18 protein-coding genes are annotated in these 26,929 nt (G+C 62.9%); 9 read left to right on the top strand and 9 right to left on the bottom strand.

The genetic code is table 11. The features are described from left to right. Position 1: 1 nt before the first annotated feature. The 9 genes from PTE30175_RS06025 to PTE30175_RS05985 form a co-directional block, all read right to left on the bottom strand. Positions 2-1,357 (bottom strand): protein-tyrosine phosphatase family protein, encoded by a 1,356-nt coding sequence (locus tag PTE30175_RS06025; RefSeq protein ID WP_150696158.1) that lies wholly within the window; start codon positions 1,355-1,357, stop codon positions 2-4. A gap of 181 nt (positions 1,358-1,538) precedes the next feature. Beyond that, positions 1,539-2,507 (bottom strand): hypothetical protein, encoded by a 969-nt coding sequence (locus PTE30175_RS06020; protein WP_150696157.1) that lies wholly within the window; start codon positions 2,505-2,507, stop codon positions 1,539-1,541. A 156-nt stretch (positions 2,508-2,663) separates the two neighbouring features. Continuing rightward, a complete protein-coding gene (locus tag PTE30175_RS06015; protein WP_150696156.1) occupies positions 2,664-3,755 on the bottom strand; it encodes a hypothetical protein in 1,092 nt (363 codons plus the stop codon). 53 nt (positions 3,756-3,808) lie between these two features. Next, a complete protein-coding gene (locus tag PTE30175_RS06010; protein ID WP_150696155.1) occupies positions 3,809-8,713 on the bottom strand; it encodes an RHS repeat domain-containing protein in 4,905 nt (1,634 codons plus the stop codon). Between the two features lie 318 nt (positions 8,714-9,031). Next, positions 9,032-10,180, bottom strand: coding sequence for a rod shape-determining protein RodA (gene rodA / locus PTE30175_RS06005; RefSeq protein ID WP_150696349.1), 1,149 nt, complete (start codon positions 10,178-10,180; stop codon positions 9,032-9,034). After that, positions 10,180-12,474, bottom strand: coding sequence for a penicillin-binding protein 2 (gene mrdA / locus PTE30175_RS06000; protein WP_150696154.1), 2,295 nt, complete (start codon positions 12,472-12,474; stop codon positions 10,180-10,182). Before mrdA ends, rodA begins: the two co-directional genes overlap by 1 nt. Before the next feature lie 55 nt (positions 12,475-12,529). Continuing rightward, positions 12,530-13,042: a rod shape-determining protein MreD gene (gene mreD, locus PTE30175_RS05995; RefSeq protein ID WP_150696153.1), complete on the bottom strand. Its 513-nt coding sequence runs from the start codon at positions 13,040-13,042 to the stop codon at positions 12,530-12,532. Positions 13,043-13,051: 9 nt separating this feature from the next. Further along, on the bottom strand, positions 13,052-14,011 hold the full coding sequence (gene mreC, locus PTE30175_RS05990) for a rod shape-determining protein MreC (RefSeq protein WP_150696152.1): 960 nt from the start codon (positions 14,009-14,011) through the stop codon (positions 13,052-13,054). Between the two features lie 181 nt (positions 14,012-14,192). Next, the gene (locus tag PTE30175_RS05985) at positions 14,193-15,236 is read right to left on the bottom strand and encodes a rod shape-determining protein (RefSeq protein ID WP_010805637.1); all 1,044 of its coding nucleotides are present in this window, start codon (positions 15,234-15,236) and stop codon (positions 14,193-14,195) included. 527 nt (positions 15,237-15,763) lie between these two features. Here PTE30175_RS05985 and gatC point away from each other — a divergent pair. From gatC to PTE30175_RS05940, 9 genes are all read left to right on the top strand, one after another. Further along, complete coding sequence (gatC, locus tag PTE30175_RS05980; protein WP_150696151.1) at positions 15,764-16,063, top strand: Asp-tRNA(Asn)/Glu-tRNA(Gln) amidotransferase subunit GatC; 300 nt, start codon at positions 15,764-15,766, stop codon at positions 16,061-16,063. 103 nt (positions 16,064-16,166) lie between these two features. After that, the gene (gene gatA / locus PTE30175_RS05975; RefSeq protein WP_150696150.1) at positions 16,167-17,651 is read left to right on the top strand and encodes an Asp-tRNA(Asn)/Glu-tRNA(Gln) amidotransferase subunit GatA; all 1,485 of its coding nucleotides are present in this window, start codon (positions 16,167-16,169) and stop codon (positions 17,649-17,651) included. Then, the gene (locus tag PTE30175_RS05970) at positions 17,651-18,121 is read left to right on the top strand and encodes a hypothetical protein (RefSeq protein ID WP_150696149.1); all 471 of its coding nucleotides are present in this window, start codon (positions 17,651-17,653) and stop codon (positions 18,119-18,121) included. Before gatA ends, PTE30175_RS05970 begins: the two co-directional genes overlap by 1 nt. Before the next feature lie 19 nt (positions 18,122-18,140). Continuing rightward, a complete protein-coding gene (gene gatB, locus PTE30175_RS05965; protein ID WP_338044409.1) occupies positions 18,141-19,622 on the top strand; it encodes an Asp-tRNA(Asn)/Glu-tRNA(Gln) amidotransferase subunit GatB in 1,482 nt (493 codons plus the stop codon). Between the two features lie 196 nt (positions 19,623-19,818). Continuing rightward, complete coding sequence (locus tag PTE30175_RS05960) at positions 19,819-20,625, top strand: polyphosphate kinase 2 family protein (protein ID WP_150696148.1); 807 nt, start codon at positions 19,819-19,821, stop codon at positions 20,623-20,625. A 103-nt stretch (positions 20,626-20,728) separates the two neighbouring features. Beyond that, on the top strand, positions 20,729-21,952 hold the full coding sequence (locus PTE30175_RS05955) for an efflux RND transporter periplasmic adaptor subunit (protein WP_150696147.1): 1,224 nt from the start codon (positions 20,729-20,731) through the stop codon (positions 21,950-21,952). Next, the gene (locus PTE30175_RS05950) at positions 21,949-25,080 is read left to right on the top strand and encodes an efflux RND transporter permease subunit (RefSeq protein ID WP_150696146.1); all 3,132 of its coding nucleotides are present in this window, start codon (positions 21,949-21,951) and stop codon (positions 25,078-25,080) included. Before PTE30175_RS05955 ends, PTE30175_RS05950 begins: the two co-directional genes overlap by 4 nt. A 449-nt stretch (positions 25,081-25,529) precedes the next feature. Beyond that, positions 25,530-26,180 (top strand): type 4 pilus major pilin, encoded by a 651-nt coding sequence (locus PTE30175_RS05945; protein ID WP_150696145.1) that lies wholly within the window; start codon positions 25,530-25,532, stop codon positions 26,178-26,180. Between the two features lie 186 nt (positions 26,181-26,366). Continuing rightward, positions 26,367-26,888 (top strand): TcpQ domain-containing protein, encoded by a 522-nt coding sequence (locus PTE30175_RS05940; protein WP_191628854.1) that lies wholly within the window; start codon positions 26,367-26,369, stop codon positions 26,886-26,888. The last annotated feature ends 41 nt before the right edge of the window (positions 26,889-26,929 follow it).

Here is a 26,929-nt window from a genome sequence, read left to right as displayed (position 1 = left end):
TTCACGCATACTGGGCGGGCTTATGCGCCTGCGGCGGGAGCGGGTTGCCATTCTCCAGGGCGATGTCCACGAGCGTGTTGAGCTGATTTTTTGTCTGCACCATCATCGGGGAGCGGCTCAGGCGCATGTCGGTGACAATGGTTTCGAGGGGGAGCGTCCTGTCTTTCAAGAGTGCCATTGCGCCGATCAACGTGCCCGTTCTGCCGACGCCGGCACGGCAATGCACGATCGGCAAGGGGGTCTCCCGCCGGATCGCGCCAGGGACGGCTTCGTGTCCGTCGACCAGCGGAGGATGAAGGCTTCGCACGTCGGAGATCACATCGATCAAGGACTTGATGTCCTCGGCGGGCATGCTCTGGTGATCGGGCCATCCCGTAACGTGTACAACAGGAAAACTCACGCAGCTTTTGCCGGTATCGAGCGCCAACCGATGCACGTGGATGGCCTCTTCGTGGCGCCCCATGTCGAGCTTGCCAATCTGATAATGCTCGACTTCGATTTGCCCGGCGGTGGCCCGGTGCGCGAAGTATGGAACGTCCCAAGGGGAGCTGGTCTCCATGGTGCCGGCGAGGACCACCAGCATGGAAGGGGCTTGCGCCATCAACATCTCAAAATGATGTTGCATAAACGCGTCCAGCGGATACTGGCAAGCGATCGCAACTTCCCTGCCGTCGATCTTGACAACATTTGCCGGCAACTGCGTGCCGTCAGGCGCCGAGATCATGGTGTGGCGTGCGGTATGGACGTCGGAGAACCGGGCCGAGGGGAGTCGCGTCGCGTAGTCCGTGCCACCTTCCCCGCTGCATTGCAACTGCAGGTATCGTCCGACCTTATTGTCCGCTGTGCCCAATATATCGTTGACCGTCTCATGCGGGGTGGTGTACCTGAGCACGGGTTGGTCGACGCCGCTCATCTTGACCGGCGGCGTCCCGGCAAGGCGCATTTGAGGCGGCGTCCCCCTGACCCGCTCCAGTTCCGGCTTGGGTGCACACGCGAACCGTCGATCGGCGTAGTCGGCGTTCTTGGCCATCATGGATTCGTATTGCCGCTTCTGCGCCTGGCCGAGGTTGCGCGTGATCCATTGCGTCGCAGGCTGGTCGTAAAGGCGGGGCAGGAACGTGTATCGGTCGAAGCCGATCGATTGCAGATGATCGGCGATGAGCGATCTCGCCCGCTGCGTTTGTCGGGGATGCAGCAGGAATTGCAACCCGGTAAACAGCACCACGCCGCCTTGCCTGGTCACGCCGACCATCGTGGTTGCGGCACCCGGGGAGTGCGTATGCACTGCCTCGAGTATTCGGTTCGCGTCGTCGCGATCCATCCTCGCTGAGCTGGCCAGGGTATCAATGGACGTCATGCAATTTCTCCGGATCAGATAGGCATGGGGGCCATGGTGAGCGATCCGGGGACGCGACGCTTTCAGGAATCGACCATACGCCGCCACGTATGGTCGATGCTCAACGGCGTTCAAGTCCGATATATCGATAGTCGTTATGTTTCATCCGAGGGGTGTGCAGGTTTCCGGGGAGACACGGCCGCTATGCTTTGCTCAGGGTAAGGTCGAAGCGGTTCGTCGTACTGGCGAAAGTGACCCGCAGCTTGTGTTCGTTACCATAAACGTCTTCGACGTGGATGAGACATGGGCCATTGTGTCGATTGGCACTGTCGTTGTGGTACCGAATGTCCGCGCGGGCAACCAGGATGATCGTGCACTGCCCCGGCTTGGGGCGCAGGACAGTCGGATCGGGCGTGTGATTCTCGAGGTAAATCTCCGGGTTGAAATACGCCTGCGCTTCGCCAGGCTGCCCGTAGCCGACATAGGACACATGCGTTTCGGTTACCACTTTGTCGTGCCACTGAACCATGCCGGCAGGATTCATGGTCATCCCTGCCGCCCGGAAGTCAATGACTTGCCCGCGATTATCGTTCAGAGACAGATAGTGGTTATCGATGAATGTCGGGTTCCATTCGCCGGCGTCGCCCTGCACGCGCTCCTTGACGAGGTGGTAATGATCGAGCGGATAATTTGGCGGCGTGACCGGTGTCAACGTGACCGAGCTATCGTGTTTGTGGGGATACTTGTCGGGGTGCGACGTCGTGCCGTTGGTGCGGATGATCACCCCGTCGTCACGCGTGATTTGTGCCGCAACTTGCATTGGGGACGACGCGGTCGATGACACGTAAAAATCGAAATACTCGGTGTCACGTGGAGCGCCGTCGCGTGCAGCACGCCTCTCGCTTGCGGGAAAGTACTCATAACCGTCATACGTGGTGCTGCTCACCCACTCCTGGGGCAACTCGGCCGAGCCCTTGTATTGCACGAGGTGCAAGCTTTTCCGTTCCGCGTCGCTCAACGCCAGGTCGTTACCGTTCACGTCGATCGCTCGTATCTTGACCGTCAGTTTGACCTGCTGACGGCCATTGCGATAAAGCGACGATGTCGCCGAGCCCAGTTCGAGATCGAAGTCGGCGAGTTCTTCAAAGGACTGCCGAGAATCTTTCTGCATTTTCATTTCCGTCTCCCGGCCGCCATCGCGGCGAAAGGTTGCGCGAGATTAAGGTGCCGTCCACCGCGCCGATCCAACGGCGTATTGTGGCCGGCGATATTTCACCGCACGCTGTTCGGGACTGCAGGTCATCTGTCGATGCATGACAACGGTTCGCTATGCCGCCGGATCGTCAATTGGCGCCGAAACGTCGTCCTCCGCTTCGGCGGATCGAGGGTTCGACAAATGGATCGTGTTGCCATTTGAGGAATGAAAAAGACGGATCTGATGTTCATTGCCAAAGTTGTCGGTGTAAGTCATTTGTGCATCGGTGGAAAGTTGCGGGCCACGATGGTTGTTTCTATTCCTGTCAATGATTCTTGCTGCGGTCGCTTTGCCAGGGCGATAATTGATTCGGTAAGTGATAAAGGCTCCAGTATCGCCCGTCGTACGGTAGGTGAACTGGGATTCCGCCGGCGCAACAGGGTGCGCGAATTGTATTTTCCTTGGACTCTTGGGCCAGGAATAATACATTCCATTTTCGTTGTAGCCACGTTGAAAGCTTGAAACGATCCTCATTTGTTTATTTTTGAGAGAGACGAAATATAGATCCACATCCATATTGTTTTGCTCTTTTTCATCGATGCGCTCCAATTCGAAGTGGTCCGCATCATATACTTCCGGACGCACCGGCTGCACCGTCACCGAACTGTTGAATTTCCCCTGGTGTCCCTCGCCGCCGGCAGGCACATCGCGGTGATTCGTTTGGTACTCGGCGCCGGAGGCAAGCCTCGCGACAGCGCTGATGCGCAGCGCTTCCAGACTCGTTGTGGTTGCCCACAGCGAGAAGATATTCAACGTATTCTTGCTCTCGACGCCGGACGCACCATATGATTCCGGTTCGAAAACGACTTCGCCCGGTGCTTCATTTTTCGAAACGGGAAATGGATCGTAGATGTCTTTGATTCTCGATGATTTCCAGCCGCCTATGAAATTAATGTCCGTGCTTTTGTCGTAACTGAACAGAGAGATGTTGTTGACAAAATCACTCGGCAAATCGACATGCACGCCGTCGGCATCGCGTGCATCGATGTGCACTTCGATATGAACCTGTTGGCGTCCGTTGGCAAAAACCTTCGCCGTAGGGTTGTCCGTTGAAGACTGGGCGTTATATACCAATCTGAACGTTTTCAAGCCGGTTACGCCCAATTGTTTGGTTACGTCGACAGCTTGATCCAGCATTTCTTTGCCAATTGACGTTTTCGACATGTTGAGACTCCGTAGGGCCCATGGGCGAGGTTGACAAGAAGAGTGAACAATATTTACGTCGGCGCGGGCCATCCGACGAATATTTCGTCCGGCACAGGACGATACCTGACCCGCGTAGCGGAAAGCACCTCGAAGTTCGTGTGCATCTGAAAGTCGATGGACGGGGCATCCACATTTCGCACAGCGATCTGGCCGCGCATTGTTTGCGCCCGGTCGCTCGTGAAAACGGCCATGACGGTGCCGTCACCGGAACCCTCACGTATCGAGTAAAAAGCGGCCGATTCCGCGCTGTTTACCAGATCGGGAGGCGCACTGAACCCTCGGGATGTGATTTCTTGCGCTTGCGCTCGTGTGGTCCCGAAATACCCGACCAACGTCTTGTCCGATGCCGGGGCATAACCGACAGCCGTGCGTTGCACCGTGGAGGCAACGGCTTCCGAGACTGGCGATGCGGCACGCGAAGCACTCGCACCGGGTTGCCCGACTTTCGCTGCCATGCCCCGCCAGATATCAATGGCCCTGCGCTGGATAGCCGTGGTCCTCTGCCTGATGGCCTCGCGTCCCATGATGAACCCGCTGGCCGCGCCCGTTGCCGCGGAGACCAGACCCAACCCGCCACTGATGTATGTCAGCACGTTGGCCGCACCTTCGTTTCCCGATTCGGACGCTATCGCTTCTCCTATGGCGGCGCCTGCCGACAGCGTCCCGGTCGCCGCACTGGCGATTCCCAGGTGACCGCTCAAGGCGACCGCGCCGAATCCCGAAGCTTTCCAGACCGCCAGCGCCGGCAACGCCGCATAGACCCCTGCGACAGCACTGATCACCGCAGCGGCAATCGCGACAACGCTGAAGGTGATATGAAGCCATTTGGGCATATGCCCTGATGGATCGGTGTAGTTGACGGGGTCGCCCGCGCAATACGCATAGGCGTTGAGGCCGCCGGCGCCGAACGGGCTGGCGCTGTCGGGGGCAAGAAAGCACATCAATGTCGTGCTATAGGGGCGATGATGTCCATTGCCAAGGAGGTACCCTTTTATGCCGATGTCGAACGGCTCGCCGTTGTATGCGAGCGACGACTGGCCGGCGTCGGGAAGACGATGGCCGTGGGGGGCATAGGCAATAGGGCGCACGGCAGCGCGATCGGCCTCGACCAGCACGCTGCCTGAAGCGTCGGTGCCCAGCAACACGAGATGGGATACGGGCCCTTCCAGGCGTTCAGCGACCGGTGCGGCGGGGGTGCGCAGCCACGTGATCCGGTTGGCGCCGCGCTGTTCGCAAATCGGATGCTCGCCGCAATACCAGCGCTCCCGGGCGGTCTCGCCGTTAGTGAGGCCGCATAGCGTCCCTTGCGCATCATATCGGTATGTGCTTGGCAGCGCATCGGCCGGCTCCACACGGATCAGGCGATTGCGTGCATCCCAGATCAGCTTGCGGCCTTGCTCATCGCGCACCAGTCGTCCGCCTTTGTCCCATTCCAGCGTGGCTGATTTGGGCAAATAGTCGTCGTGGCTGTGCCTGATGCTTTGCAACTGGGTGGGATCGAGTTCGCCATAGGTGAAAAGGGTGTCGTTCCTCCCTCCGGGAAATCGCGTGGTCAGTTTCTTGACATTGTTGAGTGCGTCGAACTGCCAGCGTTGCGACTCGATGGGCTTGCCCCACGGATCATGCGGCTTTTCGTCGCCGCTGCAATCGTACTTTTCCAATCGGCCGCGCACGTCGTAACCGAAGCGCTCATCGCGCATGACTTTGCCGTCGGCCTCGATCCGACGGCGCGTCATGCGATCGGCCGCGTCGTAGTTCATGTTCAGCGTCCGAAGCTGGTGTTCCGAGCCTGTCGTGGCAGTCAGCGTGCGGCGGATTTCGCGGCAAAAATCGTCATATGAAATGTCGAGGGCAAGCCCGGTGCCAGCGCTTGCGTCGGTCGTGTCGGTTCGCGCTAACCGCCCGAAGGCGTCGTACGACAGCGTCGTGACCACCTCGCCTTGCGTAATACTGGTCAGGCGCCCAAATGCATCGTAGGCCTGAATGTGCGCCTGTGCGAAGACATCGGCATAGGACAACCGTCTCCCCGCCAGCGAATGACGATAACTCGCCTCGCTTTGTTCCCCGTCATGCCGCCAACATTCGCGCTTGATCCGCCCCGACGGGAAATACTCGTTGGTTTTCTCCCGGCCGTTCTGCGTCGCGCGGATCAGTTGCGCGGTGTGAGGCGCATATTCGAATTGCGCTTCCGTCTCGGCTTGCAACCGGGTCAGCCGGTCGCCGAGCAGGGGCTCATAGGCGTAGCTCAACGCGTCGCCGAGCGGCGTGATTTGACCTGACGGCTTGACGCTGCCTGCCTCGTACCTCAGGCGATCGGTACGCCCGCCGACCGAGGTTTCGATCAATCGATCCAGGCCATCGAATTTCCGTCGCCCAATGCAGACGGGGCCGCCCAGGCTGGCATGTTCGATCGTGATCGCCGTCGCCAACTCACCTTCCGTGTGGTCGGCATACGCCGTGGTCGTGATCGCGCCGCCCGGCAATGCGCTTTCGATCAGGCGATCGAAGGCATCGTAGGTATAGGTTGTGACGTTCCCGCCGGGGTCCATCTGCTCGACGCGACGGCCGAGGCCATCATAGCGGGAATGCTCGACGCTGACCGCCTGTCCGTCACGATCGAAACGCGTGCTCGATGTGGGCTTGCCGAAGCTGTTGTCAAGCGTCACGGTGCTGCCGGAACGCGCGCCATCGGGTGACTCGAACCAGACCGTCCGGGACCGCGCGATTGGATCGTCGTTCTCGCACGCGCGCACGCCGTCGGTGCCCGTGGTGACGGCGACGTTGCCCCAATCGTCGTATTGGTAACGCGTAGTCAATGGGGCTTGTGCCTGGCCTTCGATCCAGTCTTGATGGACCTCGGTGCGCCGTTGTCCGAAAGCGTCATACGTCACCGCATAGACCTCCCGGAAGGTGCCTGGGGCGTTGTCGACGTCTTCATCTTCCCGTCTGAGCTCACGGCCCATGCCGTCGAAATAGGTCCGCTTGCGTACCCCGTTGGCGTCCGTGTCCTCCTGCCAGGCCGTGTCGCCATCGGCGGCGGCCAAGTGATAGGCAACTCGCCGACTGGCCTCATACTCGGACCCCGGAGAGGCGATCTCTTCGATCACGCGGCCCAACGCATCGTATTCGAATACGATGGATGCACCGGTTTCATCCTGGCGCTTGGTTTCTTGGCCGGTCCGCAGCGATCGATGCGTGGTATCCGCGTGAGACGTACCGTCGAAACCCGTGGTCGTGGCGACAGCGGTAAGGGCGACACCTTCGATGGCATAGGCGTAGCGAGTCACGGTGTCACGGTCGTTGCGTGTGACGGTTTTGGTCGCGGGCCGCCCGTAATGCGGACCATGCGCGTCGATATAGGTTGTCGCCGACTCGCGCAGCAGCACGTCGACGCCCGTCGCGTCGACGAGTCGCTCCTGCACCGGCACGATGTATTGCGGCGCGCCGTCGATCAGCGAAGTGCGCGCAGCATAGCGGTGGCGGGTGGCGAGCGTCGGCGCGCCTGCCACCCTGTCCGGCGCCGGGATCGTCTTCTTCTCCTTGAGGAAGCGCACAAAATCCAGCGGGTCCTGGGGGCAACCGTCCTCGCCCGCCTTGTCGTAGTACGTACACGTCTGCACCCGACCCGCGCTGTCCCGGGTCCACAACGCGTTGCCGTAATCGTCGAAGCGTGTCTCCGTGATCTCGTCGCGGCGGTGCCCGGGATCGCTCGTCAGGTACCAGGATTGGGTCACCGTCTTCGGCAACTGGCAGAACGCTGGCTGCTTCGGAAACGATTGCGTCGGGTCTTCGTGGTAGAGCGTTGCCGTCTCCATGACGTGCCCGTTGCGGATTGTCTTCTCCAGCACCATCAGGTGAAACCTGTTGTATCGTCTCTCCACGCGGTGATAGCCACCGTCCATCAGGCGCTCCGCCGTACTGCTGTACTCGTAGGCTTGCCCTTGCGGCATCACGATACGGTACAGGTTGTCTTCGCCCGCCTGCCATGTCAGCCCCGGCACCCCGTAACCCAGGAAGTTGTAGTCCGAATACGTGTAGCGGGTCACCATCGGCGGTTGATCCGCGCGTGGTGTCTGGCTGTGCGACAGCACATACGGCAGGTGCGTGAGCGGCGCGCCGCTCGGGAACCGGTGCCCCTGCGCCTGGTAGGTGACGGTCTCGAAGCCGCCCGTGGGCAAGTCGATGCGCGTCAGGTGCTCGAGTCCGCCCACAGTATCGTACGCGAAGCGCCAGCCCGCGCCATTCTCGACCGGCAACGTCAACTTCGTCAGGCGGCCGCTCTGCTGGTGCAGGGCATATGTGGCCGCGGCCGGGGTGTCCGGGTGCACAATCACGTCGACCCGCCCGGGCTTGCTGCGGTCGATGCGCAGCAGCACCCCGGTATCGTCGCTCACTTCGGACAACGCCCGCGTGCCGTTGACCGAGGCGTAAGCCAGCGCGACGGAGCGCCCCTCCGGCGCGCGGCGCTCCACGACCATCGCCACGTCGTCGACGCCGTTGCGGTCCGACAGGCGCTCGATCAGCCCGCTCTTGTGCGTGACCCAGTAAAAGCCGCCTTCGCGCCGCACGCGAAACGTATCGAGCTTCTTGTCCTTGAAGGTGAATTCCTGGCTCGACGCTTCCACCGCGAAACGCTCACGGGTGCCAAGCGTGAGGATCTTGCCCACTCTGTCATATGAACTCAGCTGAAGCGACCAGCCGATGCCAAACCCCGCGTCGGCTTGCTGCAACGGGCTGAAGCTCAAGTTCAGCGGCAGGTCGGGCCCGGACAGGGCGTTGACGGACACTGTCGGCAGCGACAGCGAGCAGCCGAACATTCCGGTGCGCGGATCCACCCCCGTCTGGACATGGCTGACGAAGTTGAACGCGTTCGAGTAGATCGAATCTTGCGCAAGAATGGGGGCTGTATTGGCCATCTTGACAACTCCGCTTCAGCGCCCGGGCGCTCGATACGCCAAAGCGGCCGATGGAACGGGCGCATGGCGATGCCATCGGCCCACTGTCCCTCACTGCCCGCCTCGCGACTTATCGCGGCAGGGGAGATTGCACAGTACGCCGATCGGGACTGCGGGGCAGCTGTCAATATTGACAGGGGGCGGCGAAATTGGAGAGTCGCCGTTGCGTTTTGACTGGCGGAAGGGGTGTCGCCAGAACGGGTTATCCAGGTGTGCTTCGGCCCGGACGCGGCGATTTTTCCTGGCGTACGCGCCGGGTTTGCTGCCGGGGTTGGCCGCTCAACTCTGCATCAGCCGCTTCTCGCGGGCGACACTCATGAGAATCCCGATGCCCAAGCCGAGCGTGACGAGCGCTGTTCCCCCGTAGCTCATGAACGGCAGCGGCACGCCCACGACCGGCAGGATGCCGCTGACCATGCCCATGTTCACGAAGGCGTAGGTGAAGAAGATCATTGTGACGGATCCGGCCAGCAGCCGTCCGAACAACGTGGCACCCGAGGCGGCGATCACGAGGCCGCGGCCGACCAGCAGCAGGTAGAGAATCAGCAGCACCGCTTCGCCGAGCAGGCCGAACTCTTCCGAGAACACCGCAAAGATGAAGTCCGTATGTTTTTCCGGAATGAACTCCAGGTGCGCTTGCGTCCCTTTGAGCCACCCCTTGCCCATCGTGCCGCCGGAGCCGATCGCGATCACCGATTGAATCGTATGAAAGCCTTTGCCCAACGGATCCGAGGTCGGGTCGAGCAGCGTGCAGACGCGGTGCTTCTGATAGTCGTGCAGGATGTGCCATTCCACTTCCGGCTGGCAGATCCGGTCTTCGAGCGCGAGGATTGTGCCGATGCCGAGCACGCCCGCGATCAGCACAGGCAGAATCAATTTCCACGACAGCCCGGCGAGATAGATGACATACAGCCCGGCGGCGACCACCAGCAGGCCGGTGCCGAGGTCAGGCTGCTTCGCGATCAGGCCGACCGGTACGCCCAGCAACAACAGTGCTACCAGATAATCGAACCAGCGGACATTGCCTTCGCGCTTCTGGAAGTACCAGGCGAGCATGAGCGGCATGGCGATCTTCATGATCTCGGACGGCTGGATGACCATCCCGACGTTGATCCAGCGCTTGGCCCCCTTCTTGGTCAGCCCGAACAGCGCCACCGCGATCAACAGTCCGACACCCACGGTATAGAGCGGCACCGCGAATTTCATCAGGGTCTGCGTCGGCAGCGTCGCCAGAATCCACATCAGGAGGAACGTCAGCGCGATGTTGCGGATCTGGTCTTCCACGCGGCCCGGCATGTCGATGGCGGCGCTGTAAAGCGTCACCAGGCCCACGCACAGCAGTAGAAAGACAATCAGGGCGAGCGGTTTGTCGAAGCCGATGAACAGGCGCTTGACCTGTTCCTTCATGGTACGTTTGTCGAATGCCATCATGGCGTGGCTCCTTGCGCGCGGATGGCGGCGCGGTGACGCGCTTCGTCGGCGACCGTTGGACTGACCGGTGCAGCGGGGCGGGGTGCGGGCGGCGCTTTCGGTTCGGGGCCGGCGGCGGCGCGCGGCGATGAGGTCGGGGCGGGCGATTGCGGGGCCGGGCCTGCGATTTCAGCACGCCCGGGCGCAGGCGCGCTGGCCGGTGCGGCGGCATTCGTGCCCGATGCTGCTCCCGGCAACGGCGTGAAGCCGGTCATCGGGCGGTTGCCGGCGTTTGTGCCGGTGGCTGCGGCGCTTGCCGGCGGCGCATCCGGTGTGGAAGACACTGCTGCGGCGCCCGATGCCGCGCCCGGTGCGGACGCGGTGCCGGCCTGCAACTCTGCTTGTTCGGCCGCGCGCTCCTTCGGTTCGTCGATCAGATAGTAGTCGAGCAGCTTGCGCGCCACCGGAGCGGCTTCCGAGGCACCCCAGCCCGCGTTCTCGACGACCAGCGCGAGCGCGATCTTCGGTTCTTCCGCCGGCGCGAACGCGATGAACAGGGCGTGATCGCGCTTGAACTCGGAAATCGCACTGTGGTTGTACTTCTCGTTCTTGCCAAGCGAGTACACCTGCGCCGTCCCGGTCTTGCCGCCGGCCGTGTAGGGCGCGCCGGCGAAGGCCGTACGGCCCGTGCCTTCCTTGATCACGCCGACCATCGCGCGCTTCACGATATCGATGTCTGCCTGCTTGTACGGCAGGCGTGCGCTTTCCTTCGGCACGGTCAACTGGCGTGAATGCACGACGGGATCCTCGATCGCCTTCACGAGGTGAGGCTTCATCACGACGCCGTCGTTGGCCAGCGTCGCCGTGGCGTGCGCGAGCTGCAGGATCGTGAACGAGTTGTAGCCCTGGCCGATGCCGAGACTGATGGTTTCACCGTCATACCATTTCTGCTGCGGCGCTTTCTTGTACGCCTTGCGCTTCCATTCCGTTGACGGCAGGATCCCGCGCGCCTCGCCCTCGATGTCGATGCCCGTCAACTGACCGAAACCGAGCGGCTCCATGAAATCGTGGATCGCGTTGACGCCCATATCGTGCGCGAGCATGTAGTAATAGGTGTCGTTCGACACCACGATTGAGCGGTACATGTCGATCCAGCCTTGCCCGTTGCGCACATCGTTGCGGAACGTGTGGTTGCCGAGCGTGAACGAGCCCGTGTCCTGGAAGCCCCAACTCGGCGTGCGCTTGCCGAGCGTGAGCGCCGCGAGCGCCATGAACGGCTTGTACGTCGAGCCGATCGGATAGGTCCCCCGCAGCGGGCGGTTCAGCAGCGGTTTGTCCGGCGAACCGTTGAGCGCGTCCCAGTTCTGCTGGTCGATGCCTTCGACAAACATGTTCGGATCGAAGCTCGGCGCGGACACGAAAGCGAGCACGTCGCCCGATTTCGGCTCGATTGCCACGACCGCGCCGCGGCGTCCGGCCAGTGCTTTTTCGGCCGCCTGCTGCAGCTTGATGTCGATGGACAGCACAAGATTGTCGCCCGGCGTGGCCGGCGTGCGCGAGATCGTGCGCACCGGGCGTCCGCCCGCCGTGACTTCGATTTCCTCAAAACCGGTAATGCCGTGCAGCTGGTTTTCGTAGCTCTGCTCGACGCCGATCTTGCCGATATAGTCGGTGCCCTTGTAGTTGTTCGCATCGCGCCGGATGTCGTACTTGGCGCTGTCGCTGTCGTTCTCCTCGCTCATGTTGTCGATTCGCTCGCGGTCGCGCTGCGAGATCCGGCCGATATAGCCGATGACGTGCGCGGCGGTATCGCCAAGCGGATATTGACGGAACAGGCGCGCGTGCACGTCGACGCCCGGAAAGCGGAACCGCTGCGCGGTGAAGCGCGCGACTTCCTCGTCGGACAGGCGCGTGCGGATCGGCAGACTCTCGAAGCTCTTGCTGTCGTCCATCAGCTTCTTGAAGCGTGCCCGATCGCGCGGGGTGATGTCGACCACCTCGGACAATTCGCCCATCAGGTCCTCGAGCGGGCGGCCGATCTTCGACGGCGTGATTTCGAGCGTGTAGGCGGAATAGTTGCGCGCCAGCACGACGCCGTTGCGGTCCATGATCACGCCGCGGTTCGGCACGATCGGGGCGAGCGAGACGCGGTTTTCGTCGGCTTGCAGTGCGTATTGATTGTGACGGAAGACCTGCAGGTAAACGAAACGCGTGGCGAGCAGCGCGAAGCAGATCAGCACGAACAGCGCGGCGGCCGTCACCCGCAGATGGAATGTCTGCAGTTGTTGCTGGGGGTTCTTGAATTCGGTCATGCTCGCTGGGGCTCTGCGGGGGCGCTATTCTGGTGCGGGACGGCGGCGCGGCCCATCAGATCGGACGCGTGTCGTCGCGGTCGACGGCGCGCTTTTGCGGCGCGAGCAACAGCGTGCAGATCACCGGCCACAACGCCGCTTCGACGAAGCCGGCGGCCAGTGGCCACCAGCCCGGAAACGCGGCGCCGGTGGCGAGCCGGATGATGAATGGCACGACGTGCGCGAGCAGCAGCAGCGGCAGGACATGCAGCGCCTGGCCCAGCAGCGTGACCCACAGCACGCGGCGGTGGATCATGATTGCGCCGTACGACAGCAGCGTGTAAGCGAGCGCGTGCTCACCGAGCAGCCCGGCATTGTGCACGTCCATCAGCAGGCCGACGATGAACGCCACACCCATGCCGACCTTGCGGGGCTGATGGATATTCCAGAAGATCAGCACGAGCGCCACGAAGTCGGGCATCGCGGGGGCCTGGCCCCACGGCATCAGATCGACCAGGAACGCCACCACGAGACTGAGCGTGATGAAGTACGGGTTGACCGGCAGCAGGATATATTGCGGTCGCGTCATAACAGTTCCTCAGGGCTTCTTGGCCGGCGCGTGCCTGGGATCGGCGCGCACGCCGCCCTTGGACACCGGCTTGCCCGCGGCGGACGGATCCGAGGCGCGCGCCAGGTCGGCGGCGGCGTCCGGATGCAGCGCCAGCGGTGCGTTGTACTGCAGGACCAGCACCTGGCGCTGGCTGCGCAATTGCGCAACGGGCTGGCACAGGATGCGGGCGAAGGCTGTATCCGAGACACGGTCCACCTTGACGATGCGCGCGACCGGCAGGCCGGCCGGGTAGATGCCGTCGAGGCCGCTCGTCGCGATCTCGTCGCCGGCTTTCACGTCCGCAGACAACGGAATGAAGCGCAGGTCGAGCACGCCGCCGCGCAGGCCGCCGTACACGACGCTGTGCACGCCGCTGCGCGTGACCTGTACCGGCACCGCCTGATCCTTGTCGGTGAGCAGCGTGACTTCCGATTGCAGCAGGAACACGCGCGACACCTGGCCGAGCAGTCCCTGTTCGGTGACGACCGGTGCACCGAGCTTCACGCCGTGCTTCGAACCCCGATCGATCACGACACGCTGCGTAAACGGATCGCGCGTGTCGTATTCGATTTCAGCCGGAATGGACGGCACCGGCATCTGTCCGCGCAGCGACAGCAGCTGGCGCAGATGCTCGTTTTCGGTGGTCAGCTGATCGTTGCGCTGCGCCTGGATCGACAGATCGAGATTGCGTGCACGCAGGATGCGGTTTTCCGTGCTGAGATGATCTTCAGTGGCGAAAAAACCCGCGACGCCGAGAATGGCATCGCGCGGCAGCAGCATGAGGCGCTGCACCGGGTAGAGCGCGGTGCCGACGACGCTGCGCACGCGTTCCAATGTGTTGTAGTGCGAATCGACGACCAGCAGGCCGATGGCGAGCGCGACGAAACATATCAGCCGTGCCAGCGCCGACGGTCCTTGTTTGAACAGTGGCGGCGGACTGTACTGCATGATGGGCCCTTCAGGGGAGCACGCGCGCAGACGCTGCGCGGTGCGCGAAACATTGCGGCCGGACGGAGCGCTGCATGCGGGGCATCCGTCGGCGGGTCAGTCGTGCTGCGCCGCCGCCCCCGGCGAGGTGGCGGATTCTGGTCCGCACCACGTCGGAAGACGGACGACGCACATGACGGGCTTACTCGTACGAGAAGATGCTGCCGAGCTTGTCCATGCGCTCGAGGGCCATGCCCGAGCCGCGCACCACGCAGGTCAGCGGGTCTTCGGCCACGAGCACCGGCAGGCCGGTTTCCTCGGCCAGCAGACGGTCCAGGTCGCGCAGCAGCGCGCCGCCGCCCGTGAGCATCATGCCGCGTTCGGCGATGTCGGCGCCCAGTTCCGGCGGCGTCTGTTCCAGCGCGATCTTCACCGACGACACGATCTGGTTCAGCGGATCGGTCAGGGCTTCGAGGATTTCGTTGCTGGAGATGGTGAACGCGCGCGGAATGCCTTCGGACAGGTTGCGGCCCTTGACTTCCATTTCCTTGACTTCGGAGCCCGGGAACGCGGAGCCGATTTCCTTCTTGATCGCTTCAGCCGTCTGTTCGCCGATCAGCATGCCGTAGTTGCGGCGGATGTAGTTGACGATCGCTTCATCGAATTTGTCGCCGCCGACGCGGACCGAGCCCTTGTAGACGATGCCGCCCAGCGAGATCACGCCGACTTCGGTCGTGCCGCCGCCGATGTCGACGACCATCGAGCCGGTGGCTTCCGAGACCGGCAGGCCCGCGCCGATCGCGGCGGCCATCGGTTCTTCGATCAGGTAGACCTGCGAGGCGCCGGCGCCGTGCGCGGCTTCCTTGATGGCGCGGCGCTCGACCTGGGTCGAACCGCAGGGCACGCAGATGATGATGCGCGGCGACGGCGAGAACAGCCGCGACTCGTGCGCCATCTTGATGAACTGCTTGATCATCTGCTCGGTGACGGTGAAGTCGGCGATCACGCCGTCTTTCATCGGGCGGATGGCTTCGATGTTGCCCGGGACCTTGCCGAGCATCTGCTTGGCTTCCTTGCCGACGGCCTGGATTGTCTTCTTGCCGCTCGGGCCGCCTTCCTGGCGGATGGCGACGACCGACGGCTCGTCGAGGACGACGCCCTTGCCGCGCATGTAGATGAGGGTATTGGCCGTACCCAGGTCAATGGCAAGGTCGTTGGAGAAGTAGCTGCGAAGAAAACCGAACATGCAAAATCCTGTGTTTGCGTGAGGCCGTCTCACGAATGGGACTGGGACGGCAACCTGTCATCTGGGGTTCCGGCCCGTCCAAAAAAATCCCGGCCGCCACACGGCGGCATAATGATGTTTACGGACAAACCGAGGAAAGCTGAAACGGTCGGGGCGCGGGCCGCCAATCCGTCAATTTCCGTCGCGTCAGGGTCTTCCAATGGGCTGCGCGATCATCTGCCGCGCGCCTCGGCGACGCCGGGGGCCCGCTTGCGCGACTGCGGCGAAGGGTGCAAAAACACGCTTCGACGCAAATTTAATGCGCAATGATACCTTATAATTTTGCAGGTTTTGCAGGAAAAACGAGCACGTTGACGCCACAATTCGCCCATCCGGCATCCGCCCGGGAGGCCCCGGGTCGACCGTTGCCCGCTCCTGCGCGGCACACGATGTCGCCCCCCGCGCGGCATCCCCGCGCGATGCCCCTGAATGGGGCGTCCGGCACGCATCTGGCCGCTTTCGAATGCGCATTTTTTCCGGGATTTTTCATGGCTTTGAATCTCACTGACGTCAAACGCATTGCCCATCTGGCCCGGCTGGAGCTGGGTGACGACGAGGCCGCCCACATGGAGGCCGAACTGAACGGCTTTTTCGCACTGGTCGAGCAGATGCAGGCGGTGGACACGACCGGCGTCGCGCCGCTCGCGCATCCGATCGAGCAGATCCAGGCGGTTGCGCAACGTCTGCGCGAAGACGCCGTCACCGAGACGGTCGTGCGCGAGGAGAATCAGAAGCCCGCGCCCGCTGTGCAGGACGGCCTGTATCTGGTGCCCAAGGTTATCGAGTAAGCCGCGTCGCCCGGCCACATCCGCGCGCGCCCCTGATACGCTTTGCCGGCCGCATGGCGCCTTCTGTCCCCGGCCATCACCGCATTCCTACTTTCCCGCCGTTATGGAAAAAGAACTGATCCACCTGCAGGACTTGCGCGCCGCGCTCGACGCGAAGCGCGTGTCGAGCGTCGAGCTGACGCAGCACTATCTCGACCGCATCGCCGCTGCGGGCGACCTCAACGCGTTTGTCCACGTCGATCCGGCAGCGTCGCTCGCGCAGGCGCGCGCCGCCGATGCCCGCATTGCTGCCGGTGAGACCGCGCCGCTGCTGGGTATTCCCGTCGCGCACAAGGACGTCTTCGTGACGCGCCACTGGCGCAGCACGGCCGGCTCGCGCATGCTGGAGAACTACGTCAGCCCGTTCGACGCGGCGGTGGTGGAGCGCCTGGGCGCGGCCGGCATGGTCACGCTCGGCAAGACCAATATGGATGAATTCGCGATGGGTTCGTCCAATGAAAACTCCCATTTCGGTCCGGTGCGCAATCCGTGGGACCGCGCGGCCGTGCCCGGCGGCTCGTCGGGCGGCTCCGCCGCTGCGGTGGCCGCGCGCCTGGCCCCCGTCGCCACCGGCACCGACACCGGCGGTTCGATCCGCCAGCCGGCGGCGTTCTGCGGCGTTACCGGCATCAAGCCGACCTACGGCAGTGTCTCGCGTTACGGCATGATCGCGTTTGCCTCGTCCCTGGATCAGGGCGGCCCGCTCGCCCACAGCGCGGCCGACTGCGCGTGGATGCTGGGCGGCATGGCGGGTTTCGACCCCCGTGACTCGACAAGCCTGGAGCGCCCCGCCGAAGACTACGCGCGCGGCCTCGGCCGGCCGCTGGCCGGCGCCACTGCCGACAAGCCGCTCGCGGGCTTGCGCATCGGCCTGCCCGCCGAATACTTCGGTGACGGCCTGGCGGACGATGTGCGCGCCGCCATCGAAACCGCACTCGCCGACTTCGAGAAGCTGGGCGCGGTGCGTGTGCCGGTTTCGCTGCCCAAAACGGAATTGTCGATTCCGGTCTATTACATTCTCGCGCCGGCAGAAGCCTCGTCGAACCTGTCGCGTTTCGACGGTGTGCGCTTCGGTCACCGGGCGGCCGAGTACGGCGATCTGCTCGACATGTACAAGAAGTCGCGCGCCGAGGGCTTCGGCACCGAAGTGAAGCGTCGCATTCTGGTCGGTGCCTACGTACTCTCGCACGGCTACTATGACGCCTACTACCTGCAGGCGCAGAAGATCCGCCGCCTGATCGCGCAGGATTTCCAGAACGCGTTCGCGCAGTGCGACGTGATCATGGGGCCCGTCGCGCCGACGGTCGCCTGGAATCTCGGCGAGAAGGGCGCCGATCCGGTGCAGATGTACCTCGCGGACATCTATACGCTGTCGGTCAGCCTGGCCGGTTTGCCCGGCATGAGCGTGCCGGCCGGCACAGGGGCCGGTGGCCGTCCGGTGGGCTTGCAGATCGTCGGCAATTATTTCGACGAGGCCCGCCTGCTGCAAGTCGCCGACGCGTTCCAGCGCGCCACCGACTGGCACCAACGCGCACCGGAGGGACTGTGATGCACCGCCCGCTGAAGTCCGCATTGCGCATCGCCCTGCTGGCGATGGCCGCCGCCGTCCTGGCGTCGTGTGCACTGCCGTTTGGCGGCGGCCCGACGCCGATCGCCTACCGGCAGATCGACATCTCGGGCAATTGCTCGCAAACTGATGAAGACGGTTTTCGCGAACAGGCGACACTGCGTGTCGACGCGAATCAGGTACAGGCGCTGAACTGGCAACTGTGGGTGGGGCGCCGCGGCACGTGCCGCTTCAACCTGCCCGATTTCCATCAGACGCGTTCGCGCCCGCAGATCGAGTTGCTCGCCAACGACGGCAGCGGCTGCAAGCTGATGATCTGGCGCGACCCGCGCCGCGTCACGATTGCCCATGCGAACTGCGAGGCACGCTGCACGCCGGGTATTTACGAGGAAGCCTGGCCGGTGATGTTCGATCCGTCGACGGGCCAATGCTCGGCCGCCACGCGGCGCTGAGCGACCAGGATAAATAAAGGTGAATCCTATGCAATGGGAAGTGGTGATCGGCCTGGAGACGCACGCGCAGCTCTCCACCGTTTCCAAGATTTTTTCGGGGGCGTCGACGCAATTCGGCGCGGAACCCAACACGCAAGCCTGCCCCGTCGATCTGGCGTTGCCGGGCGTGTTGCCGGTGCTCAACCGCGGCGCTGTCGAGCGCGCGATTCAGTTCGGCCTGTCGATTGGTTCGACCATCGCGGCGCGCAGCATCTTCGCGCGCAAGAATTATTTCTACCCGGACCTGCCGAAGGGCTATCAGATCAGCCAGTACGAGATTCCGGTGGTGCAAGGCGGCACGCTGACCATTCAGGTCGAGGCGAACCCGAAAACGGGCCAGGAAGCCTACGAGAAGGTCGTCCAGTTGACGCGCGCGCACCTGGAGGAGGATGCGGGCAAGTCGTTGCACGAAGACTTCGAGGGCATGACGGGCATCGACTTGAACCGTGCCGGCACGCCGCTGCTGGAAATCGTGACCGAACCGGACATGCGCAGCGCGGCGGAAGCTGTCGCCTATGCCAAGGCGTTGCACGGCCTTGTCGTGTGGCTCGGCATTTGTGACGGCAATATGCAGGAAGGCTCGTTCCGTTGCGACGCGAACGTCTCCGTGCGGCCCGTCGGCCAGAAGGAATTCGGCACGCGCGCCGAAATCAAGAACCTGAATTCGTTCCGGTTCCTGGAAGAAGCGATCAACTACGAAGTGCGCCGTCAGATCGAATTGATTGAAGACGGCGGCAAGGTAGTGCAGGAAACCCGTCTCTACGACCCGGACAAGAAAGAAACGCGTTCGATGCGCAGCAAGGAAGACGCGCACGACTACCGTTACTTCCCGGATCCGGACCTCATGCCGCTGGTGATCGAGCCCGAATGGATCGAACGGGTGCGTGCCTCGCTGCCGGAATTGCCGGCGGGCATGCAGGCCCGTTTCGTCAGTCAATACGGTCTGAGCCACTACGACGCCGCGGTGCTCACGCAGTCGAAGGCGCAGGCGGGATACTTCGAGGCGGTGCTCGCCAAGCTCGGCGAAGCCGGGGCGAAGCCGGCGGCCAACTGGATCATGGGCGAGTTGTCGTCGCAATTGAACCGCGACGACACGACCATCGACGCAAGCCCGGTGTCCGCCGCGCAGCTGGCGGTGTTGTTGGCGCGGATCGCCGACGGCACTATCTCGAACAAGATCGCGAAGGAAGTCTTCCAGATCATGTGGGATGAGCGTGCCAGCGATGAGGGCGCTGCCGACCGCATCATCGAGGCGAAGGGTTTGAAGCAGATTTCCGACAGCGGCGCCCTTGAAGCGATCATCGACGAAGTGCTCGCCGCCAACGCGAAGTCCGTCGAGGAATTCCGCGCGGGTAAGGAAAAGGCTTTCAACGCGCTGGTCGGCCAAGCCATGAAGGCGACCAAGGGAAAGGCCAACCCCGCGCAGGTCAACGAACTGCTCAAAAAGAAGCTCGCGGGCTGAGCCGCGCACGGGCGCGCCTGATCCTTGTCCTTCCCGGGCTATTCGGCCTGCCGACGGTTTTTGCATCGTTGGCAGGCCGTTTCGTTAGTGAAACCGGCGCCCTGCATTAATCCCTCGTAACTATCCGCTATTTTCGTCAACCGGTTTTTCCGCGATACTGGCCCGTTCTCAAGCCTCATCTGGCAGGGAGGGACACATGTTCGAGAAATACCGCGTAACGCTTGACAAGAAACTCGACCTCGACAAATTCGATCCGGCTGACAAGCCGTTTGCGGGCGAGTCGAAGTCGGACGACCGCGCGCGCATGGACGAGTTGTCCGTGTTGCTCGACGACCTGCAGAACAGGCTGCACGCCAGCGCCAAGCATCGCGTCCTGCTGGTCCTGCAGGGCATGGACACGAGCGGCAAGGACGGCACGATCCGCGCCGTCTTCCAGACTGTCAACCCGCTGGGTGTGCGCGTCGCAAATTTCAAGGCGCCGACGCCGACCGAGCTGGCGCATGACTTCCTGTGGCGCGTGCATCGTCAGGCGCCGGCGGCGGGCGAGTTGGTCATCTTCAACCGCAGCCATTACGAGGATGTCCTGATCACGCGGGTGCACGACTGGATCGACGCGGACGAATGCAAGCGCCGGATCGAGCACATCAACCATTTCGAGAAGCTGTTGGCGGACAGCGACACGCTGATCCTGAAGTGTTTCCTGCACATCTCGAAGGATGCGCAGCGCGAGCGCCTGCAGGAACGGGTGGACGACCCCCAGAAACACTGGAAATTCGACCCGACCGACCTCAAGGAGCGTGCGTTCTGGCCGGAATACCAAAAGGCTTACGCGTCGGCGCTATCGGCCACCTCGACGGAATGGGCGCCGTGGTATATCGTCCCCTCCGACTCCAAGCGGCACCGCAACCTGATGGTCGCCGAGCTGCTGGTGGCGGCGCTGTCCCGGCTGGGGCTCGATTTCCCGCCACCCAAGCCGGAGCTCGAAGGTTTGAAGATCGAATAATGAATCCCGATGCGGCCGGCCGCATCGTTTCAAGCAAGACCAGGTTTCAGGCAAGACCAGATAACTGCGCCGCCAACCTCAGGCACGGCGCGACACGGGGAAGATGATGAAGACCGAAGACGGACGCCAGACAGCCGGAATCCGGCCGCAGGCGCGCCAGCAACGCAAATGGGCGGTGGCCGTGTTGGCCGTTGCCGTGCTCGCTTGCGGTTTCTATTGGATGCGGGCACGTGGTGGCGAAACGCCTGTCAGGACGGTGCCCGTGATGTCCGTCACTGCCGCCACGGTCGTTGTGCAGGACGTTCCCGTACGCCTGCGCGCGAACGGCACCGTGACGGCGCGCCAGACCGTCGACGTCCGCCCGCAGATTTCGAGCACGATCCGCGCGGTACATATCAAGGAAGGCGACACGGTCAAGGCCGGGCAGCTTCTGTTTTCGCTCGACGCGCGCATGGATGAGGCCAACCTCAAGAAGGTGCAGGCCCAGGTGACCAAGGACGAAGCCGACCTTGCCAACGCCCGGCGCACGCTCGCGCGCACGAAACAACTGATCGCCGAGCATTTTGTTTCGCAAAGCGCGCTGGATACGGCGCAGAGCGCCGTCGACAGCCTGACAGCACAGGTGCAGGCCGACCGCGCGGCGATTTCGGCAAGCCAGGTGGCCGTCGACTATAACCAGATCCGCGCCGGCATCGACGGCCGTACGGGCGCGATCAACGTTCACCCGGGAAGCCTCGTGACGCCGGGCGGCGCACCGCTGGTCACCATCACGCAGATCGATCCGATCGATATCAGCTTCACGCTGCCCGAGCGCGAACTGGCCGAATTGCAGGCCGCCCGCGCGGGCGGGCCGGTCACGGTGACGGCCACGCTCGGCAACACCGGACAGACCGCCACCGGTCAGCTCAGCTTCATCGACAATGCCGTGGATTCGCAGACGGGCACGATCCGGTTGAAGGCGGCGTACGAGAACCGCGACGCGAAGCTGTGGCCGGGCATGTACCTCAACGTCGCCGTGACCGGCCGTGTACTCAAGCAGGTGACGGTCGTCCCGCCGCAAGCGGTCCTGACCGGGCCGGACGGCAAGTTCGTCTATGTCATCGGCGCCGACCGCAAGGTCACCGCCAGGCCGGTCAGGGTCGGTTACGTGGAAGGCAAGCTCGCGGTCGTCGAGGGCGTGGCCGCGGGCACGCGCGTCGTGCAGGAAGGCGCGGAAAATCTGCGTCCGGGCAACCTGGTCGCGGAAGCGGCGCGCAGCGGCGCCGATGCCCAAGCCGGTGTGCAAGCCAACGCGGCCCCTGCCGCGCCGAGCGCGAAGACGCCATGAACCTGTCCGAACTGTGCATCCGCCGCCCGGTGATGACGATCCTGCTGTGCGTGGCGGCCGTGGTGGCCGGTCTCATCGCGTACGGCCAGATTCCCATCTCCGCGCTGCCGAGTTTCAACTCGCCGGTCATTCAGGTCACGGCGACGCTGCCGGGCGCGAGCCCGGAAACGATGGCGGCGTCGGTCGCCGCGCCGATGGAGAAGCAATTCTCGACGATCGCCGGCGTGGCAGTGATCAGTTCAACCAACACGCAGGGCGTGACGTCCATCATCATCGAATTCGACAGCGATCGCGACATCGATGCGGCCGCTGTCGACGTGCAGGCCGCCCTGTTCCGTGCGCAGCGCAGGCTGCCTGCGGAGATGACGACCCCGCCGTCGTACCGCAAGGTGAACCCGGCCGACGCGCCGATCCTGTTCCTTGCGGTCAACTCGCCGTCGATGTCGCTGGCCGAACTCGACGACTACGCCGAGAACCTGGTGTCGCCCACGCTGTCGACACTGCCCGGCGTTGCCCAGGTGCTGATTTTCGGCCAGAAGCGTTTTGCGGTGCGCGTGCAGGTGCGGCCGGACGCGTTGGCCGCGCGGTCGCTGACATTGGAAGACGTGGCGCGCGCGCTGGCTTCCGCCAACGCGAACAGCCCCGTCGGCACGCTCGACGGCAACCGCCAGACAATGACGATCGAAGCGAACGCGCAGATGACGCGCGCCGACCAGTTCGCCGGCTTGATCATCGCGAGCGTGAACGGCAATCCGGTCTATCTGCGTGACGTCGCCGATGTTCAAGACAGTGTCGAATCCGTGAAGACGGGCAGCTGGGTCAACGGCGAGCGTTCGATCGTGCTGGCGGTGTTGCGTCAGCCGAACGCGAACACCGTGGCGACCGTCGATCAGGTCAAGGCGGCGCTGCCGAAGCTCGCCGCGCAGATGCCGCAGTCGATTCAGGTGAAACTGCTCAACGACCGTTCGGTGTCGATTCGCGAATCGATCGCCGACGTTCAGTTCACGCTGGGCCTGACGGTGATTCTGGTGACGCTGGTCATCTTCCTGTTCCTGCGCCGCCTGGCCGCCACGATGATCCCGGTGATGTCGCTGCCGATCTCGCTGATCGGCACGGTGGCGTTGATGAAGGGCCTCGGCTACTCGATCGACAACATCTCGTTGCTCGGTATTACGCTCGCGGTGGGGCTGGTGGTCGACGACGCCATCGTGATGCTGGAGAACATCGTCCGGCACATCGAGAATGGCGTGCCGCCGCTGCGGGCGGCGCTGGTCGGCTCGCGCGAGATGGGTTTCACGATTCTGTCGATCTCGATTTCGCTGGTGGCGGTGTTCATCCCGATTTTCTTCATGCCTGGCGTGATCGGGTTGATGTTTCACGAGTTCGCGGTGGTAGTGTCGCTCGCGATTCTCGTGTCGGCGGCAGTGTCGCTGACGCTGATTCCGATGCTATGCAGCCGCTTTCTGTCGCATGAGCAGGACGAGGGGCTCGGTCTGCGTGCGACGCAGTGGTTCGAGGACGGTTTCAACTGGGTTCAGGGCCGCTACGTCAAATCGGTCGACTGGTGTATCGGCCATCGCAAGGTCGTGCTGGGGGCGGCGGCGGCGACGTTTGTCGCCACGGGCGTGTTGTTCGCGAACAGCCCGAAGGGGTTTTTCCCGAGCGAAGATATCGGGCAGATTCAGGTGACCGCCGAGGGGGCGCAGGATATTTCCTTCTCGGCGATGCAGACGTTACTGCGCCGCGCGGGTGACATTGTCAGGAACGACCCGGCGGTCGCCACGGTGATCGTGTCGGCGAGCGACGGCAACGTCGGCCGCATGTTCGTCAACCTGAAGCCGCATGGCGAGCGTCCGGGCATGAATGAAGTGCTCGAGACCTTGCGCCGCGAGGTCAAGCAGGTGCCTGGATTGAACGTCTATTTCAACCCGGTGCAGAACTTGCAGCTGGGCGGCAAGGCGAGCAAGAGCCGTTACCAGTACGTGATGCAGAGCGTGAAGACCGGCGAGATGCAAAGCTGGTCGGACAAGCTGATGAACGCCATGCGTGCCGATCCGCTGTTTCGGGACGTCACGACCGACGCGCAGATGAAGGGCCTGCAGGCGCAGTTGACGATCGACCGCGACAAGGCGAACACCCTGGGCGTGGCGATTGGCGACATCCGCAGCGCGTTGTACAGCGCCTTCGGGGAGCGTCAGGTCTCCACGATCTACACGCCGAGCGACAGCTATCAGGTGATCCTGCAGGCGACGGATGCGGATCGGCGCGACGAAAGCGCCTTCGACAAGATCTACGTGCGCGGCAAGGGCAATGCGTTGGTGCCGCTGTCCGCGGTGGCCACGGTCGAGCGCAAGATGGGCCCGGTGTCGGTGAATCACCAGGGGCAATTGCAGGCGGTGACCTTGTCGTTCAATCTGGCGCCCGGCGCGGCGCTGGGCGATGCGGCAAAGAAGATCGAAGGCTTCCAGCGGCAGCTGAATTTCCCGGCGAGCATTATCACGAGCTGGGGCGGCGATGCGGCGGCGTTCCAGGCGTCGCAGTCCAGCCAGATCGTGCTGCTGGTCGGGGCGCTGCTGGTGATCTACGTGCTGTTGGGCGTGCTGTACGAAAGCTACATCCACCCGATCACGATTCTGGCCGGCTTGCCGTCGGCGGCCGTGGGTGCGCTGCTGACGTTGCGTATCGTCAACATGGATCTGTCGTTGATCGCGGTGATCGGGATCCTGATGCTGATCGGCATCGTGAAGAAGAACGCGATCATGATGATCGACTTCGCGCTCGACGCGCAGCGCAATGGCAGGCTGACGCCGTCCGAGGCGATCCGGCAGGCGTGCGAGTTGCGTTTCCGTCCGATCATGATGACGACGCTCGCGGCGCTCATGGGGGCGTTGCCGATCGCGCTGGGATTGGGGGCAGGCGCGGAATTGCGTCAGCCGCTGGGCCTGGCGGTGGTCGGCGGGCTGTTGTTCTCGCAGGTGATCACGCTGTACATCACGCCGGTGATTTATCTGTATCTCGACCGCTTTGCCGGCAAGGGACCGCTGGTGCTGCCGGGCGACCGCGCGGCCAATGACGGCGGCGGGGTGTCGACGGACGATACGCCGAAGCAGGCGGGATCGGGGCATTGAGGTTCTGAAGCGCGGTGCGGTCGTCTCTCCGATGACGCACCGCGCATTTGGTGACCGGCGTGCAATGCGCCGGTGAAAACGCCCATACGCAGGGCGGTGTGAGCGGGTCGTACAGGCCTATTTCTCTGCACATTTCCGAAACGTCTGAATCTGGCTGGCATCGCTGACGCTTTGTGACGTCTGACATGCCGGAAATTCATTGTGGACGCGCTCTTTGAAATTTCGGAAAGATCCGATTGATGAAATCCTCGCGATCTGTTATCGGAGCGAAGAATTCCGTATTCCAACGAATTTGAGGCGTGTCGCAAATCGATAGTCGGGGTTCAAATTCAATAACCGTGTGATCCGAAGTGGGGCATAAATCGGCCTGTCGTTTTTCAGGACATCACTTGCGCCGAAGGAGACTTCGCGCAAGTGCCTTGCACTAGCTACAGGAATCGGAGAACAGCATGGATATCAGGAAGGAAAGTGCCGGCTACGCGGCGAATCGGACGGCGGCACATGGCGTCATGGGAGCGCGGCGCCGGCAGCGCGGCATGAGCTTGGTGGAGATCGGCGTTGTCGTCGCATTGGTGGGCGTGCTGATGGCGGGCGCGTTTGTCGGCGTGCCGGCCATCATGATGAATCTCAAGGCGAACGGCGAAGTCACCGATCTGCAGGAAGCGGCTGCCGGGATTCAGCGGATCGCCATGGGGTCTGCCATTACGATGCCGCCCTCAGGAACGGCACTGGGCGCTCCCGCTGCCCACGCTCTGGGATTCTATCCTTCGCATCGGTTCACTTCTTCAACAGGGAGCGCCGGTACAGGGGGCGCCGCTACTACAATCAACGGGCTCAAAAATAGATTCAACGGAGACATAACCATTACGCCTCTGGACGCGATCGTCACTGGGCAAGGAAAGGGCATTGAAATCCTGTCGAAAGCCGTTCCCACGGCAGCTTGCGTCAAGGTCGTTGGCGCGGTTGCCGGCGTATTTGACGAAATTCTCGTGGGTAGCGAAGCGGTAAAGCCATTCCGTGGCCCGTTGAACATGGCCACCCTCGCAACGGGTTGTGCGGCAGAGAATCCGGATGTCACATACAAGATTGCGCTGCAGTAACTGGAGATGAAGTCTTGAGACGCCAGGACGCGCTCGCTCGCCTTATGCTTCCGATCCGTAAATGTACGGAGTGAAAATTATTGTGATGTTCTGGATCCATTCGAAAAGAAACAGAGACGATTCATGATTGGAGTTCATGCAAGGAAGCTGGTTGCGTTCATGTGGCTGACGATATCGGCGCATGTTTTGGCCGATACCGTGTCAACAACTGCGTCATATCAAGTTCTCGACCCATTGCCGTTGTCGCATGTGCGACTTGTGGATGCGGTCGACAAGCGTCGCACAACGGGAACAGTGGCGCATGTTCAAACCGTGACCACGGTCCACCCGCTCGACGCGGCGGACGCGCGCGCTGGGCAGGTCACTTCGAGCGCTACGACATTACCCTCGGCTCCGGATGCGAAAGTGGGTGCCGACCATCTGGTGCCCGAAGTGAGCCCCGAACAATCGGAGGTGACTTCCTTGCGTTTATCCGTCGATGCCAAGCGGGTATCGGCCTCGCTGAGGGAATTCGCCGCCGCACACGGTTGGCAGCTCGCATGGGAGATCGATCGGGATTTCCCGATCGACTATCCGGCAACGTTCGAAGGGTCCTTTCTGGAGATCGTGGAGAAGGTCGCCCTCGCTCTGAATGCCACCGACGCGCCTGTGCGGGTCAAAGCGTATGAGGCGAACCGGGTGCTGCGCATCCTGCACGCAACGCAATAACAAGGGAAGCATGGCGATGAGAAAGTGGGCAGGGCGAATTT

Source organism: Pandoraea terrae (assembly GCF_902459695.1).
Taxonomy (GTDB): Bacteria; Pseudomonadota; Gammaproteobacteria; order Burkholderiales; family Burkholderiaceae; genus Pandoraea; species Pandoraea terrae.
This window is presented reverse-complemented; position numbering and strand designations above follow the sequence as displayed.

Excerpts from the sequence above, each read along its gene's own strand:
- PTE30175_RS06025 (WP_150696158.1), bottom strand. The coding sequence starts at position 1,357 with ATGACGTCCATTGATACCCTGGCCAGCTCAGCGAGGATGGATCGCGAC.
- PTE30175_RS06020 (WP_150696157.1), bottom strand. The coding sequence starts at position 2,507 with ATGCAGAAAGATTCTCGGCAGTCCTTTGAAGAACTCGCCGACTTCGAT.
- PTE30175_RS06015 (WP_150696156.1), bottom strand. The coding sequence starts at position 3,755 with ATGTCGAAAACGTCAATTGGCAAAGAAATGCTGGATCAAGCTGTCGAC.
- PTE30175_RS06010 (WP_150696155.1), bottom strand. The coding sequence starts at position 8,713 with ATGGCCAATACAGCCCCCATTCTTGCGCAAGATTCGATCTACTCGAAC.
- rodA (WP_150696349.1), bottom strand. The coding sequence starts at position 10,180 with ATGGCATTCGACAAACGTACCATGAAGGAACAGGTCAAGCGCCTGTTC.
- mrdA (WP_150696154.1), bottom strand. The coding sequence starts at position 12,474 with ATGACCGAATTCAAGAACCCCCAGCAACAACTGCAGACATTCCATCTG.
- mreD (WP_150696153.1), bottom strand. The coding sequence starts at position 13,042 with ATGACGCGACCGCAATATATCCTGCTGCCGGTCAACCCGTACTTCATC.
- mreC (WP_150696152.1), bottom strand. The coding sequence starts at position 14,011 with ATGCAGTACAGTCCGCCGCCACTGTTCAAACAAGGACCGTCGGCGCTG.
- PTE30175_RS05985 (WP_010805637.1), bottom strand. The coding sequence starts at position 15,236 with ATGTTCGGTTTTCTTCGCAGCTACTTCTCCAACGACCTTGCCATTGAC.
- gatC (WP_150696151.1), top strand. The coding sequence starts at position 15,764 with ATGGCTTTGAATCTCACTGACGTCAAACGCATTGCCCATCTGGCCCGG.
- gatA (WP_150696150.1), top strand. The coding sequence starts at position 16,167 with ATGGAAAAAGAACTGATCCACCTGCAGGACTTGCGCGCCGCGCTCGAC.
- PTE30175_RS05970 (WP_150696149.1), top strand. The coding sequence starts at position 17,651 with ATGCACCGCCCGCTGAAGTCCGCATTGCGCATCGCCCTGCTGGCGATG.
- PTE30175_RS05960 (WP_150696148.1), top strand. The coding sequence starts at position 19,819 with ATGTTCGAGAAATACCGCGTAACGCTTGACAAGAAACTCGACCTCGAC.
- PTE30175_RS05955 (WP_150696147.1), top strand. The coding sequence starts at position 20,729 with ATGATGAAGACCGAAGACGGACGCCAGACAGCCGGAATCCGGCCGCAG.
- PTE30175_RS05950 (WP_150696146.1), top strand. The coding sequence starts at position 21,949 with ATGAACCTGTCCGAACTGTGCATCCGCCGCCCGGTGATGACGATCCTG.
- PTE30175_RS05945 (WP_150696145.1), top strand. The coding sequence starts at position 25,530 with ATGGATATCAGGAAGGAAAGTGCCGGCTACGCGGCGAATCGGACGGCG.